Genomic DNA, 13,978 nt, shown 5'->3' with positions numbered 1-13,978 from the left:
CCGGTGTGGAGCTCCCTTTAGGAACAACCAAAACATCGGAATTAGTAGGAGGGGTCTCGCCCAAAGAGGCCTCTTTAGCAGCGCAAGCAAATCTCCAAGCGGATTTGTTAAATACCCCATCTGATACTCCTGTTGCCAATCAAAATGGCAAGAAATCTATTATTGCGACTTTGCTAGCGCAGTCTAGTCGTCATTTATTTGGACCTACATCTGCGCCCAGCCTTCCACTCAAGCATCAAGTGGTGTCAATCGAAGGACTACTTGCTAAATTAGGCTATCTCAAACCAGAAGAAATCAGACTAGTTAAAAAAGCTTTTCAGTTTTCAGATGCATCTCATTTAGGGCAGTACCGTCATAGTGGGGAGCCTTACATTACTCACCCCGTTGCAGTTGCAGAACTTTGCGCTACCTGGCGCCTCGATGCGCCATCGATCATGGCAGCGCTCTTGCACGATGTGATTGAAGATACGGGTTGTACCAAAGCAGATTTAGTTGAAAAGTTTGGCACCAAAGTTGCAGAGTTGGTGGAAGGTTTAACTAAACTTGATAAGTTAGAGTTTCAGAGTCACGCTGAAGCGCAAGCGGAGAGCTTTCGCAAAATGTTTATGGCGATGGCGCGCGATGTTCGTGTCATTCTTGTCAAGCTCGCAGACCGCACGCACAATATGCGCACCTTGGATGCCGTTCCAATGGAAAAACGTCGAAGGGTAGCCGCAGAGACGATCGAGATCTATGCTCCTATTGCGCATCGCCTTGGCCTCAATATCATCTACCGCGACCTGCAAGACCTGAGTTTTCGGTACTCCATGCCGATGCGCTTCCGGGTTATTGAGGGAGCGGTTAAGCGGGCGCGCGGCAACCGTAAAGAGATGGTTGAAAAGATTTTGCAGGCCTCACGTATGGCTTTTGCAAAATCCAACCTCAATGTCGATCTACGCGGACGTGAAAAGACGCTTTATAGTATCTATAACAAGATGCGTATGAAGCATGTCAGCTTTTCTCAGGTGCTAGATGTTTACGCGTTCCGGGTAACGGTTAGCACTATTGATGAATGCTACCGCGCGCTTGGTATCTTGCACTCTTTGTATAAGCCGATGCCTGGCAAGTTCAAGGATTACATTGCAATTCCCAAGCTCAACGGCTATCAGTCCTTACACACCACTTTATTGGGCCCATCTGGCGTGCCAGTTGAGTTTCAGATTCGGACAACAGATATGCATGCGGTTGCTGAAGCAGGGGTAGCAGCTCACTGGGCTTATAAAGATGGCTCGCCTGATATGAGTGAAGTGCAAAACCGTGCACACCAATGGCTGCAATCTTTGATCGATATTCAAGATAGTAGTGGCGACTCTCAAGAATTCTTAGAACACGTCAAGATTGATTTGTTCCCAGATGCGGTTTATGTTTTTACCCCTAAAGGACAGATTCGGGCATTACCTAGGGGCGCGACTGCACTAGACTTTGCTTACTCCATTCATAGTGATTTAGGCAATACCTGTGTTGCTGTCAAAATCAATGGTCTGCAATTACCCTTGCGTAGCGAGCTAAAGAATGGCGACATTATTGAGGTAGTAACATCTGCAAACTCGCAGCCGAACCCTGGTTGGCTAGCATTTGTGCGTACCGGTAAAGCGCGCGCTTCAATTCGCCACTCCTTGAAGACCAAGCATTACTCAGAATCACTTCAGTTAGGTGAGCGATTGTTGGCTAATGGTTTGCGCCAACAGGGTGTCGATGCTGCATTGCTGACTCCTGAGATCTGGGAAAAGCTGATGCATTGGACCGGCGATAAAAATCGCGAAGAAGCCTGCGTCAATATCGCCTTAGGTCGCCGTTCGCCCCAAGAACTCGCGATTCGCTTAAAGATCCTGATTGATGATGAGGGCGGTGGTGAACAAATGCGTCTTGGTGTTGCTGATTGGGTAGCGCCAAACCAAGAAGCCCATCAAACTATGCATCACCATCAGCGCCAGGCTATTCTGGTTGATGGTCGTGAGGGGAATTCCATTAGCTTCCAGTCGTGTTGTCACCCGATTCCAGGAGATAACATTATTGGTTACCTCGGCAAAGGTGAAGGCTTGCAAGTTCACTCCAATGACTGCCCTGTAGCTATGAGGATGTTGTCAAAAGATAGCGATAAGTGGGTTGAGGTCGAATGGGGCAAAGAACTCAATCGTGAATTCGAAGTCGATCTGGCAATTGATACACGCCAGGGCAAAGGCGTGTTGGCGCGTGTTGCTAGTAGCGTTACTTCCGCAGACTCGAACATCATGAATGTATCGATGGAAGATCGCTTTAAAGAGGACTCAGTCACTATTCGTTTTACGATCCAAGTCTATGATCGTCTGCACTTATCTAAAGTGATGCGTAGTTTGCGTACCAATCCTGATGTCATGCGAGTCACGCGTACGCGCGCACTCTAAAGCCTGGCTACTCGTTCTTTAAAGATACTGAACGTCTAGAATTTCTATTTCAGTAGGGCCAGTAGGCGTTTGAATTATTACGCAATCACCTAATCTTGCCTTGATCAATGCTTTGGCAATGGGCGATACCCAGCTGACGTGATTTTTCTCTAAATCGACCTCGTCTACGCCTACGATAGTGATCGTAGTTTCTTTTCCTGCGTCTTTGCCGTCTAGAGGGGAGTAAGTAACGGTCGCCCCAAAGAAGATCTGCTCCACATCTGCGTCGCCTGATTTCCGGGCAGAATTGTCGACCACGACCGCAAATTCCAGACGTTTATTAAGAAAACGAATACGTCGATCTATCTCTCTTAGGCGCTTCTTTCCATAGATATAGTCCCCGTTTTCTGACCGATCCCCATTACTGGCGGCCCAGTGGACCACCTTTACAACCTCGGGCCTATCAAGGTTTAAGAGCTGCAAGAGCTCAGTTTTAATCCGTTCGTGACCTGCAGGGGTGATGTAGTTCTTCTCTTCCATGGCATAATTATGGCTGTTGCGGCTGTAGCTCAGCTGGATAGAGTACTTGGCTACGAACCAAGGGGTCGTGGGTTCAATTCCTGCCAGCCGCACCACCTTATATAGGGCCTAGTTAAAAAACTGGGCCCTTTTCATTTGTTGAGCATTTCACAAACGTTTCTTCGAGATACCTTATAGTGTGTTTATGAGCGTTTCTGACACTATTTCCACCGTTTCTCCAGCAACCAGTGCCTCAGTGGCTGTTTGGTCGCAAGTCGATGCTACGCATGCCAAGGTGATTCTGAGTGGCCAGATCAATGTTTATACCTTGGGTGGTGTCTGGACTGAGATCCGAAATACGCAGAATGCTTGGCTAGCAAAGCTGTCTTCAGGCAATCTTTCATCTGCTTCCCTTATTTTTGATGCATCGCAGGTGACTTCGTTAGATGGAGCTGGTATTGCTTTTTTAATTGGCATGGAAGAGGCTCAGCAAAAAGCAGGCGCGCAATTTGAAGTACAGGGGCTTGATAGTCGCTATCAACCACTACTGCATGAATTTGATCCAATTAGTAATTTATTTCCGACCCCAGTGGTTAAGCCAAAAAGAAGTTTTGTTCTTAGTACTGGTATGGCTGTTCAAAATCTCATCGATGATGCGCGTGGACTCATTTCATTTACGGGTCATTTAGCAGCAGATTTATTTTGGTCAATTCGTCACATCAGACAGGTTCGCTGGGGTGATTTTGTCAACGCAGCTGTAGAGGCGGGCATTGCAGCGCTACCCATTATTGGCTTGGTATCGTTTTTAATTGGCGTGATCCTTTCGTTCCAAGCTGCGATCGGCATGAAGCAATTCGGGGCCACGACCTTTGTGGGTCCTTTGGCTGCTCTGGGTATTGTCCGCGAGATGGGTCCCTTAATTACTGCGATCTTATTAGCCGGTCGATCCTCTGCTGCCTTTGCTGCGGAGATTGGCACCATGACCGTCAATAGTGAGGTGGACGCCTTGGTTTCAGGCGGCTTGAGTCCGATTCGATTCTTAGTGGTACCTAGAGTACTAGCAGGCATTTTGGTTGCTCCCATCTTGACGATTTTTGCCGATATCGTCAGCATCATTGCCTCGATGATAACGATGCTGCTTTATGGCATTCCCTTTATTAATTTCTATAACGGCATGTTAAGTGCGGTTGATGTTGAAGATATTCTCTCAGGCTTAGTGAAGGCAACCATGTTTGGTGTTGTCGTATCTGCGATGGGTTGTTTACGAGGCATGCAGACCGGCACTGGTGCAGCTGCTGTCGGTATCTCTGCAACTCGCGCCGTGGTGAGTAGTATTGTGATGATCGTAATAGTCGACGGCATTTTTGCTGTGATCTCTTATAAGACGGGTTTCTGATGAATACACCAGTGACCACGCCAGCTAGCCCATACGCTATTGAAGTTCAGAACCTGACCGTAGGCTACGGAAATAATATTTTGATGAAGGATCTCAACTTCACAGTGAATAACGGTGAGATCTTTGTGATTCTGGGAGGTTCTGGTTGCGGCAAGTCTAGTCTTCTCAAAAATCTTTTTGGCTTGTATCAGCCTTTATCGGGAGATGTCTTGATTGAAGGTCAAAACATTACTGCCGCCCAAGGATCTGATCGTCAAAAAATCATGACCAGCTTTGGTGTGATGTATCAGCAAGGCGCTTTGTTTGGATCAATGAATCTACTGGATAACGTCACCCTATTTATGCAGGAGTACACCCAGCTAACACAAGACCAAATGAATCTTTTGGCCCGTTGCAAGCTAGATTTAGTGGGACTCTTGCCGTATGAGACTTATATGCCGAGTGAGATTAGCGGCGGCATGCAAAAGCGTGCAGCGATTGCTAGAGCCATGGCATTAGACCCTAAGATTTTGTTTTTAGATGAACCGTCTGCCGGCTTGGATCCAATTACATCAGCTGACTTAGACCAAACTATAGTTGATCTATCTAAAAACCTTGGCATTACTTTTGTGATCGTTTCGCATGAATTGGCCAGTATTTATGCCATCGCAGATAAGGTCATTATGTTAGATAAAACTGCCAAAGGGATCATCGCCGAAGGTGACCCCAAAGTATTACGTGATACTTGTACCGATCCTCGCGTGCATCAATTCTTTAATCGCATTACGACTAAGGGCGCAGTATGAGCAATAACTCTAATCCTAACTACTACCGCCTAGGCGTTTTTGTGCTCGCTGCTATCGGCGTGCTCATTGCCGTGATTTTAATTTTTGGCTCAGGTCAGCTATTTAAAAAATCATTCATGATCGAAACCTACATTAAGCAGTCTGTCACGGGCCTCGATACTGGAGCAGCCGTTCGATTTAGAGGTGTGAAGATCGGTCAAGTTACTCAGATCGGTCTGTCTGGCGATATTTATGAGGAAGATATTCCTTTTCATGATCGCCACCAGTATGTTGTTGTCCGTATGCAGATTATTGGTGAAACTGTTAACGAAGACCTGATCAAGGAGTTTGTGAAGAGTAATTTACGTGCTCAGGTGAAGTCACAGGGTATTACCGGTGTGAACTACATTGAATTCAATTTCACTCCCGTTGCAGAATCCTATCTACCCTTGCCATATGAGTGGAAACCAAAATACCCTGTAATTCCATCATTGCCTAATCAAGCTGATCAAATCATTGAGGGAATTCAAAAATTGATCGATGGTTTAAATCAAGTCAATATTGATGCGACCCAAAAGAAATTTGATGCACTTTTGGGTAACCTCAACCTTCTCATGGCTGGAAACGGCAAAGATAATGAAGGACTAATTAAGTCTGTCAAAGAAATGAATGTCATCATGGAGCGCATTGCCAAGATTACCGACAAAGAAGAGCTCAATGTATTGATGCGTGAATTGGTGGGCTCTATGGTTGCTTTACGTCAAACCCTAACAAGCATGCAGGGCGATACTCAATTAACCGTCGAGAATCTGAAGCAGACGGCCGAGCAACTTAATGAGTTTTCTAGAATTGCTAGCCAATCGCCATCAAGTTTAATTTGGGGTGAGCCTCCGCCAAAGATTACGCCACCGTTGAATGGCTCTCAAGCGCAATCAGGAGCTGCTAAATGATTAAATATCTACTTTCATTTGTATTGGCTGCCGTCTTGATGGCGTGCTCTTTGCCAACCCGAAGTCCAGTGACACCAAGCAGCTGGATGGTTGCGCCAGAACGTGTCGGGGGTCCCCTTAAGATGCGCTCAGATGTTTGGTTGAAGGTGGGTGTAGTCAGTGTTGCACCACCGTTTGACGGAAAATCTTTGGTTTATCGCATTTCTGACCAACGTTATGAGAAGGATTTTTATAACGTCTACTCCACCATTCCGTCAGAGATGATTGGCAACGCTGAACGCGAATGGCTGAATAAGGCCGGTATTTTTTCTGCGACAGTGGGCCAGAACACCAGCTTCTTCCCTTATTACACCTTGCAAGCTACTGTGAATGAATTTTACGGTGACTATCGCGTGAAGCCAGAAGCGGTTGTTAGTGTGGAATTTTTCTTGACCGTTACGAATGCAGGTAAATCAAATCCCTTAGTTGGTGCAAATCGCTATACCAAGCGTATTGCCCTTAGGGACAATACACCTGAGGCGCTTGTCTTAGGTCAGCAACAAGCGCTTACTGAAATCTTTAAGCAATATGAAGAGCAGCTATCTAAATATGCTGGCAATTTACCGAAGCCATTAGGACAGTAAGCTGATGAAATTAATTTCTTGGAACGCCAAACTCAATGGTGCAATAGCTGCTTTGTTTTTTGGACTAGGCCTATGTTCAGGTCTTCATGCTCAAAATTTTCCCAATAAGCCAATTCGCTTAATTGTCCCTTTTGCCCCGGGTGGTAGTACAGACATCATTGCTCGTGCCGTTGGTGATGCCTTAGGTCGTCAATTGGGTCAGCCAGTTATCGTTGAGAACAAAGCGGGTGGCGGCGGTTCAGTCGGCGCCCTTGAAGTCATGCGTGCTCCTAAGGATGGTTACACCATCGGCATGGCAACAGTTTCGACTACTGCAGCTAATCCAGCGATTAATCCTAAGATTGGTTACGATCCGATTACGGATTTCACAGCCATTAGTAATATTGCTGCGACACCCAACATCATTGCGGTTAATCCATCTTTTCCAGCTAAAGACTTCAAGACCTTTATGGAAGTCTTAAAAGCTAATCCCGGTAAGTACTCCTATTCAAGTTCAGGTACGGGCGGTATTGGCCATCTTCAGACTGAGCTTTTCAAAAGCTTAACGGGCGTTTTTATTGTTCACATCCCATATCGTGGGGCAGGTCCAGCATTGGCTGATACCGTTGGCGGCCAGGTATCCATGATTTTCGATAATCTGCCATCATCTTTGCCGTTTATTAAAGATGGCAAGTTGGTGCCGATCGTAGTTGCTGCTCCAAAGCGCCTCGCGCAATTACCGAATGTACCCACTTTTTCTGAAGTTGGCTTGGCGCCTGTAAATCGGATGGCCTATTACGGATTCTTGGGTCCGGCAGGCATGCCTAAGGACGTAGTGGATAAATATTATGCTGCTCTTAAGGTGGTTGCGAATGATCCTGCCGTGAAGAAGCGTATTGAAGATACAGGCTCTATCATTAATGTGAATGGACCAGAGGCTTTTGCAAAAGAGATTAAAGCCGAGTACACGGTATATAAGGAAGTGGTTGCCAAGCAAAAACTGGTTTTAGATTAACAATATAAGTGTTTAAAAAATAAAACAAAATTAGTGGGGACAGTATGGACTTAGGAATCAAAGGAAAAGTTGCCTTAGTGATGGCATCGAGTCGGGGCTTAGGTCAAGCGATGGCCGTTTCATTAGCACGTGAAGGCGTGAAGGTTGCGGTGACAGGCCGCAGCCCCGAAGGTTTACAAAAGTCAGTTGAACTGATTGAGGCTGCTGGTGGGGTTGCGCTAGCACTAAGCTGGGACCTAGCGGATTCTTCTGTGATTGATGGCTTGGTTTCTAAAGTTGAAAAAGAACTGGGGCCGATCGATATCTTAATTAATAACACGGGTGGTCCTCCACCAACGCCCGCTGCTGGCCAAGATCCAGCACTCTGGCAAAAAAGCTTTAATGACATGGTTCTTTCTTTAATTGCGATTACTGATCGGGTGTTGCCAGGCATGCGTCAGCGCAAATGGGGCCGGATTATTACGAGCACTACCTCTGGCGCAATTGCGCCGATTAAGAATTTAGCGATCTCCAATACCTTGCGTGCTGCTTTGTTGGCATGGTCTAAGACCTTGGCAGCAGAAGTGGCTAGCGAGGGTATTACCGTAAACGTGATCATGCCGGGTAGGGTGGCTACAGACCGTCTTCGTCAGCTTGATGAGGCTAGAGCAAAGCGTGAAGGCACAAGTTACGAGGATGTTGTTAAAGCCAGCTTGCGACAAATTCCGATGGGTCGTTATGGTGATCCAAAAGAGTATGGTGATGCAGCTGCGTTTTTAGCTAGTCAAAATGCTTCTTTTATTACTGGTACTGTCATGCGGATTGATGGCGGCCAGATTCAGGCAATTTGATTCATTTCTTTATTGGCCTGTCGCAAGGCTTGCGGCAAGATCTTCGCTCTAGGGAGCTGAAATGGTTATTGGTCGCGCTCATCATCTCGGTGAGTGCAATGACCAGCGTCAGTTTTTTGGCAGACCGAATGCATCGGGCTTTTGAGTTTGATGCCCGTCAATTATTGGCCTCCGATTTACTGATTGCTGCTGATCAGCCTTTATCAGAACGCTTTACTTTAGAAGCCCAAAGACGGCAACTGCGCATTGCGCAAACCATAGTTTTCCCAAGTATGGCTACTGTGGGAACACAGAGTAAGCTGGCCTCGATCAAAGCAGTGAGCCCAGAATATCCGCTACGTGGGTCATTACAGGTTGAGTCATTGAGTCGCGAGATGGCGACATTAAGCCCCGCTAGCGGAACCGTATTTGTAGAACCTGCACTATTAAATAATCTGCATACCAGTCTTGGAGACTTGGTGCGAATAGGCGATCGTCAGTTTGTGATCTCAGGGGTACTCCTGCGTGAGCTCGACCGAGGTGCAGGATTTATGAATTTCGCGCCACGAGTCATGATGTCCTTGGGGGATCTTCAATCTACCGGCTTAATTGGATTAGGTAGTCGCGTTACTTATCGTTTGCTATTGGCAGGATCTGATTCTGAGATCGCTTCCTATGAAAAATGGGCTAAGCAATACATCGAATCTGAAAGCCTACGTGGACTCAGAATCGAGACCCTAGAAAACGCGCAGCCGATGATGCGCAAAACCCTGCAACGGGCAGAACAGTTTTTATCTTTGATTGCGTTATTGACTGCCATGATTGCGGCAGTTGCAATCGCATTATCTGCTAGGCGTTACATGCTCGGGCAGGCAGACGCCTGCGCTTCCCTCAAATGCTTTGGTGCAACAAGGGTAAGTATTCTTCAAAAACAAGTGAAAACTTTGCTATTCTTTGGAATATTAGCGGCAGTCATTGGTTCCGTATTTGGATATCTTGTTCAAGAGGTCTTAACGAGGCTACTAGGCGGCCTATTGGTGGCGAGCCTACCTTCAATTTCGCTAGCCCCAATGCTGTGGAGCATTTTGTTTACCTGGGTTTTCTTATTTGCATTTGCTGGACTGCCATTATTGGCTTTGGCAAATGTATCTCCGATGCGACTCATTCGAAAAGAGTTTGAGTTGGAAATGCTATCGACAGTGTGGGTCTCATTGCTAGCTTTAGCTACCTGCAGCATTCTGATTTGGTTGGCGGCGCGCGATTGGAAACTATCGCTTTGGGTGGGTCTGAGTTTTGCGGCGGCTTTAGGAATTTTTTCACTTAGCGCGAAACTGCTATTGTGGGCACTCTCGAAAATCCGAACACAAAGTTTTGCAATGCAATTTACTATGACTGCAATGGGTCGTCGATCTGGATTTGCGGTGATGCAAATTACGATATTGGGTATCGCTATTATGGCCATCTTGATGATTCTGCTACTGCGACAGGACTTATTGAGCACTTGGCAGGGGAATATTCCAATGGATGCGCCCAATCGCTTTATGATCAATATTCAAGGCGATCAAAAAGAGGGCATCAGTAAAGTGCTCGAGACGGGTGGAGTAGCAAGGCCCGAGTTCTACCCCATGGTTAGAGGCAGATTAATCGAAATCAATGGTCGTGAAATTACCCCTAACGATTTTCCAGATGAAAACGCCAAACGTTTAGTCGATCGCGAATTCAATCTTTCTTATACAGATCAATTGCCGCTGGGTAATCGTATTATTTCTGGTGACTGGATTAAAGGTGCTAGCCCGCAAGTTTCAATGGAGACCGGTATTGCCAAAACCCTGAAGCTCAAGCTGGGAGATCACATTACTTTTGAGGTGGCCGGTGAGAAAGTAAGCGCGCCTATTACATCCTTACGTAAATTGGATTGGGGCTCGATGCGTGTGAATTTCTTTGTCATCATGCCGCCCGCACAACTGAGTAATCTGCCTCAGTCTTGGATTACTTCTTATTACCAAAACCCCACAAAAGATATCTTAGATTTTCAGTTAAGCCAGGCTTACCCCAATTTAACGCTGGTAGACGTCTCAGCATCCTTGCAGCAAATCCAAGAGGTCCTCAATAAGCTATCGGCAACACTTGGCCTGTTGTTTGTGTTCACCATCGCTGCCGCTATTTTGGTTTTGATTGCTGCGATTGCCGCTACGCAAGATGAGCGTTACAGAAATGCTGCTCTGCTTAAGGCGATAGGGGCATCTCGTGCTGTGCTTAGTCACATCGCCAGAATCGAGCTACTCATTATTGGATCTACTGCTGGGCTTCTTGCAGGTATTGCCTCTGGCCTTGCTGCCTGGGCACTCGGGCGCTATGTAATGGAAATTGAATTTAATGCCTTTACGCAATCCATAGTCATGGGTGTTGCGTTTGGGGTGATCGCCTCTCTAGCGGCAGGCTATCGCTTTCAGAATCGTATTCAAGCTGCTACCGCGGTAGAGTGCTTACGAGAAGTTTAGAGATCGCTAGGAGAGGGTAACCAAGTTTTTTGGTAACTCTACTAACCTTGTGCCTGCAAGACGGTCGGGGAGGCTTTGACGAAGACTAGATTCTCTTCGATCCAGATAGATGCTAAGTGGCCAAATAAATAAGGCGACCGTAAACAGCATTTCAATGATTTGCCATTTTTCTAAATGAAACATCCATTGCAATACGACGCAAGGAATAATCCAGAGCGAACCGAAAATATAGCGCCACAACGCCTGGCGTCGACTGAGGTTCAGGCCGTGACGTGAGATCAGGCGCACACGCCAGGTTTGCATAGCTAGTGTTTGACCGGACTTAGTCCAATACCAAATAAAATAGATGCCCAGAACGGTATAGAGATATAAAAAGGTGAGCCAGCTTGGTAATGAAATGCCAAACAAAATTCCCAAGCCTAAATTGGGTACAAGAAACGTAAAAGCAATCACACCAAGCAATACCAATTGCTCGTAAAGGCAGCAAGATACACGTCGCCAAAATCGAGGTGAAGGTAAAGCGTTTAACTCAGCGGGGGTCATCAAGCGAGGCAGGCCAGATATGGCTCTAATTACTCTTTAAGCCATTCTTTGATGGCATCAAGGTCGCGTTTAGTATCGCTGCTACCTGCCGCATCAGATGGGGTGTTGCTTAGCTTGGCAAGCGCCTGCTCCAGTTGGGCGATTTTTGCTTCTTGCATGATCGTTGCATCAATCAACCCCTTCAGTGCCATAGAGACTGGATCATCGACATTGGGTGTAACACCATAAGCTGAAAAATATTCTTTGGTTTTGCTATCTGCGCTCTGTGGTAAGTCCGGATGCAAGATGCGCGCAGGAATACCCACAGCAGTAGCCCCGGGTGGAATTTCTTTTAAGACTACTGCGTTAGATCCCACGCGTGCACCATCGCCAACAGTAAATCCACCGAGAACTTTTGCGCCAGCGCTCACTACCACTCCTTTACCAAGAGTAGGGTGACGCTTAACTCCTTTATAGAGGGATGTGCCACCTAAGGTTACGCCTTGGTAGATGGTGCAGTCATCGCCAATTTCTGTGGTCTCACCAATCACAATGCCGAGGCCGTGATCTAAAAATACGCGACGACCAATCTTGGCGCCCGGATGAATTTCAATGCCGGTAATAAAGCGCGACACCATTGAGAGAACGCGAGCAATCCATTTTAGACCCAAGTTCCATAAAAAATGGGAGATGCGATGTAACCAAACAGCATGTAAACCCTGGTAGCAGGTAATTACCTCAAGGCGATTTCTTGCTGCCGGATCGCGGACGATGATGGAGTCGACTTGGTCGAATAGTGAATTAAACATAGTTGGATTTTAACGGGGCTGGCTTATTTTCTCAGGAGCATCTGTTTTGCAATGCCTCTGAGTAGGTCAATTTCTTCCTTACGCAGACGGCTACGAGCAAATAAAGCCTCTAGGCGGGGCATGAGCTTCTTAGGATTGGAAGGATCAAGGTAGCCAATCGCTTCAAGCCCTTCACGCCAGTGCTCCAGCATGGCTGCGACTGCTGCAGGGTCAGCAAAGTCCGATATGTCAGGATGACTTACGTCCTTGCTAAGCCCCTCTGAAAAAGCCTCTCTGAGGGTATAAGCGCAGACCATGAGTGCTTGAGAAAGATTAAGAGAGGGGTAGTCAGGATTGGCGTCTAACCAAACCCGGTGGGTGCATAAGGACAGGTGATGGTTCTCAAGCCCTGTTCTTTCAGGTCCAAATACCAGAGCAACTTGTCCTTTATTGTGTACAGTCTCAGTGATGAGGGCACGAGCAGATGCCCAATCTAAGGGTGGGGGACCAAACTCCCGTTCACGGCTAGTGAGCCCAAGGACCAAAGAGCAACCCTGAACTGCACTTTCAAATGACTCTGACTCTGTAGAAGACTCCAATAGGTCAAGGGCACCGCTAGCCAAGGCAATTGCCTCAGATTGCTCAGCCATAGCTTTAATTTTGGGATTGATTAGGCGAAGATCAGCAAACCCCATTGTTTTGAGGGCTCTAGCTGCTGAACCTACGTTGCCAGGGTGACTTGTTTCTACAAGGACCCAGCGCAGGAGGCGGGTGTGATTGATATCCATCTTTTCTTCGCTTTGAGAGAGTCAAGGGTGCAAAATGCAAATCGTTTAGAATCAGGGCATTAGCTTCGTATTGTCATGCAGTTTGGGCAATATTACAGGCTCGTTCTTATTTAATTTGTCCATCAATACTATGCATCCCATGTTAAATGTGGCCATCAAGGCCGCCCGTCGTGCTGGAACCGTTATCAATCGCGCTTCTCTGAATTTAGAGCGTCTCCAGGTAGATCGTAAACAGCACAATGATTTTGTGACTGAGGTGGACAAAGCCGCGGAAGCGGCCATCATTGAGACCCTCAGTGAAGCCTATCCAAGCCATGGATTTTTGGCTGAAGAAACGGGCGAGCACAACACCGATGCAGAGAACGTATGGATCATTGATCCATTGGATGGCACAACCAATTTCATTCACGGCTTTCCGCAATATGCGGTATCGATTGCCTTAGCAGTCAATGGCGTTACACAACAAGCGGTAGTTTATGACCCAACTCGTGATGAACTCTTTACTGCAACGCGGGGCGCAGGCGCGTATGTAGATCGTCGGCGTTTGCGTGTGGGTACGCAAGATCGTTTGGCAAACTCATTAATTGGCACCGGTTTTCCTTATCGCGAAGATCAGGATCTAGAAAAGTATCTCAAGATATTTGCAGAGATGTCACGTCAGTGCGCTGGCTTGCGTCGTCCTGGCGCCGCTTCATTGGATTTGGCTTATGTTGCAGCGGGTCGTTACGATGGATTCTTCGAGAGTGATCTCAAGCCATGGGATATGGCTGCAGGCGCTTTGCTCATTACTGAGGCCGGTGGCTTAATCGGTAATTACCGAGGTGAAGAGGGTTTCCTCAAGAGCGGTGAAGTGATGGCTGCCAATCCGCGCATTTATGCGCAGATGGTACAGTGTCTTTCTAAATACTCAGCTTCTTAAAGC

Annotated in this window: 13 protein-coding genes and 1 tRNA gene; 10 read left to right on the top strand and 4 right to left on the bottom strand. The window is 46.9% G+C overall.

Going from position 1 to position 13,978, the window contains the following annotated elements; translation table 11 throughout:
- Positions 1-5 precede the first annotated feature (5 nt).
- Positions 6-2,423 carry a RelA/SpoT family protein gene (locus tag A8O14_RS05800; RefSeq protein WP_068948646.1) on the top strand — a complete coding sequence of 806 codons (2,418 nt, stop codon included), beginning with the start codon at positions 6-8 and terminating at the stop codon, positions 2,421-2,423.
- 18 nt (positions 2,424-2,441) lie between these two features.
- Here A8O14_RS05800 and greB read toward each other — a convergent pair whose 3' ends face one another.
- A complete protein-coding gene (gene greB / locus A8O14_RS05795) occupies positions 2,442-2,942 on the bottom strand; it encodes a transcription elongation factor GreB (protein ID WP_068948645.1) in 501 nt (166 codons plus the stop codon).
- Positions 2,943-2,960: 18 nt separating this feature from the next.
- Between greB and A8O14_RS05790 the strand changes: the two genes are divergently transcribed.
- The 8 genes from A8O14_RS05790 to A8O14_RS05755 all read left to right on the top strand — a co-directional run bounded on the left by A8O14_RS05790 (position 2,961) and on the right by A8O14_RS05755 (position 10,958).
- A tRNA-Arg gene (locus A8O14_RS05790) sits at positions 2,961-3,037 on the top strand.
- An 89-nt stretch (positions 3,038-3,126) separates the two neighbouring features.
- A complete protein-coding gene (locus A8O14_RS05785; protein ID WP_068948644.1) occupies positions 3,127-4,317 on the top strand; it encodes an ABC transporter permease in 1,191 nt (396 codons plus the stop codon).
- Complete coding sequence (locus tag A8O14_RS05780; RefSeq protein ID WP_068948643.1) at positions 4,317-5,102, top strand: ABC transporter ATP-binding protein; 786 nt, start codon at positions 4,317-4,319, stop codon at positions 5,100-5,102. The genes A8O14_RS05785 and A8O14_RS05780 overlap by 1 nt, the downstream gene beginning before the upstream one ends.
- On the top strand, positions 5,099-6,031 hold the full coding sequence (locus tag A8O14_RS05775; RefSeq protein WP_068948642.1) for an MlaD family protein: 933 nt from the start codon (positions 5,099-5,101) through the stop codon (positions 6,029-6,031). The genes A8O14_RS05780 and A8O14_RS05775 overlap by 4 nt, the downstream gene beginning before the upstream one ends.
- The gene (locus A8O14_RS05770; RefSeq protein WP_068948641.1) at positions 6,028-6,654 is read left to right on the top strand and encodes a PqiC family protein; all 627 of its coding nucleotides are present in this window, start codon (positions 6,028-6,030) and stop codon (positions 6,652-6,654) included. The genes A8O14_RS05775 and A8O14_RS05770 overlap by 4 nt, the downstream gene beginning before the upstream one ends.
- A 4-nt stretch (positions 6,655-6,658) precedes the next feature.
- On the top strand, positions 6,659-7,648 hold the full coding sequence (locus A8O14_RS05765; RefSeq protein ID WP_082913108.1) for a tripartite tricarboxylate transporter substrate binding protein BugE: 990 nt from the start codon (positions 6,659-6,661) through the stop codon (positions 7,646-7,648).
- A 44-nt stretch (positions 7,649-7,692) separates the two neighbouring features.
- On the top strand, positions 7,693-8,478 hold the full coding sequence (locus tag A8O14_RS05760; RefSeq protein WP_068948640.1) for an SDR family oxidoreductase: 786 nt from the start codon (positions 7,693-7,695) through the stop codon (positions 8,476-8,478).
- Positions 8,475-10,958, top strand: a complete 2,484-nt coding sequence (locus tag A8O14_RS05755) for an ABC transporter permease (protein WP_068948639.1) — start codon at positions 8,475-8,477, stop codon at positions 10,956-10,958. Before A8O14_RS05760 ends, A8O14_RS05755 begins: the two co-directional genes overlap by 4 nt.
- Positions 10,959-10,964: 6 nt before the next feature.
- Here the strand turns inward: A8O14_RS05755 and A8O14_RS05750 are convergent, their stop codons facing one another.
- From A8O14_RS05750 to A8O14_RS05740, 3 genes are read right to left on the bottom strand one after another with little or no spacing between them, the layout of a single operon-like run.
- Positions 10,965-11,501, bottom strand: coding sequence for an RDD family protein (locus tag A8O14_RS05750; protein ID WP_068948638.1), 537 nt, complete (start codon positions 11,499-11,501; stop codon positions 10,965-10,967).
- Positions 11,502-11,530: 29 nt separating this feature from the next.
- On the bottom strand, positions 11,531-12,289 hold the full coding sequence (cysE, locus tag A8O14_RS05745) for a serine O-acetyltransferase (protein WP_068948637.1): 759 nt from the start codon (positions 12,287-12,289) through the stop codon (positions 11,531-11,533).
- 23 nt (positions 12,290-12,312) lie between these two features.
- Entirely contained in the window at positions 12,313-13,056 is a 744-nt protein-coding gene (locus A8O14_RS05740) for an RNA methyltransferase (RefSeq protein WP_068948636.1), read from the bottom strand.
- Positions 13,057-13,186: 130 nt separating this feature from the next.
- Here A8O14_RS05740 and A8O14_RS05735 point away from each other — a divergent pair, with 130 nt between their 5' ends.
- Complete coding sequence (locus A8O14_RS05735) at positions 13,187-13,975, top strand: inositol monophosphatase family protein (protein ID WP_068949740.1); 789 nt, start codon at positions 13,187-13,189, stop codon at positions 13,973-13,975.
- Positions 13,976-13,978: the final 3 nt, after the last annotated feature.

Origin of the sequence: Polynucleobacter wuianus (assembly GCF_001659725.1) — a bacterium.
In the GTDB taxonomy this organism is placed as follows: Bacteria; Pseudomonadota; Gammaproteobacteria; order Burkholderiales; family Burkholderiaceae; genus Polynucleobacter; species Polynucleobacter wuianus.
The sequence above is the reverse complement of the archived record's forward strand: the minus strand, read 5'-3'. Positions and strand labels throughout refer to the sequence as shown.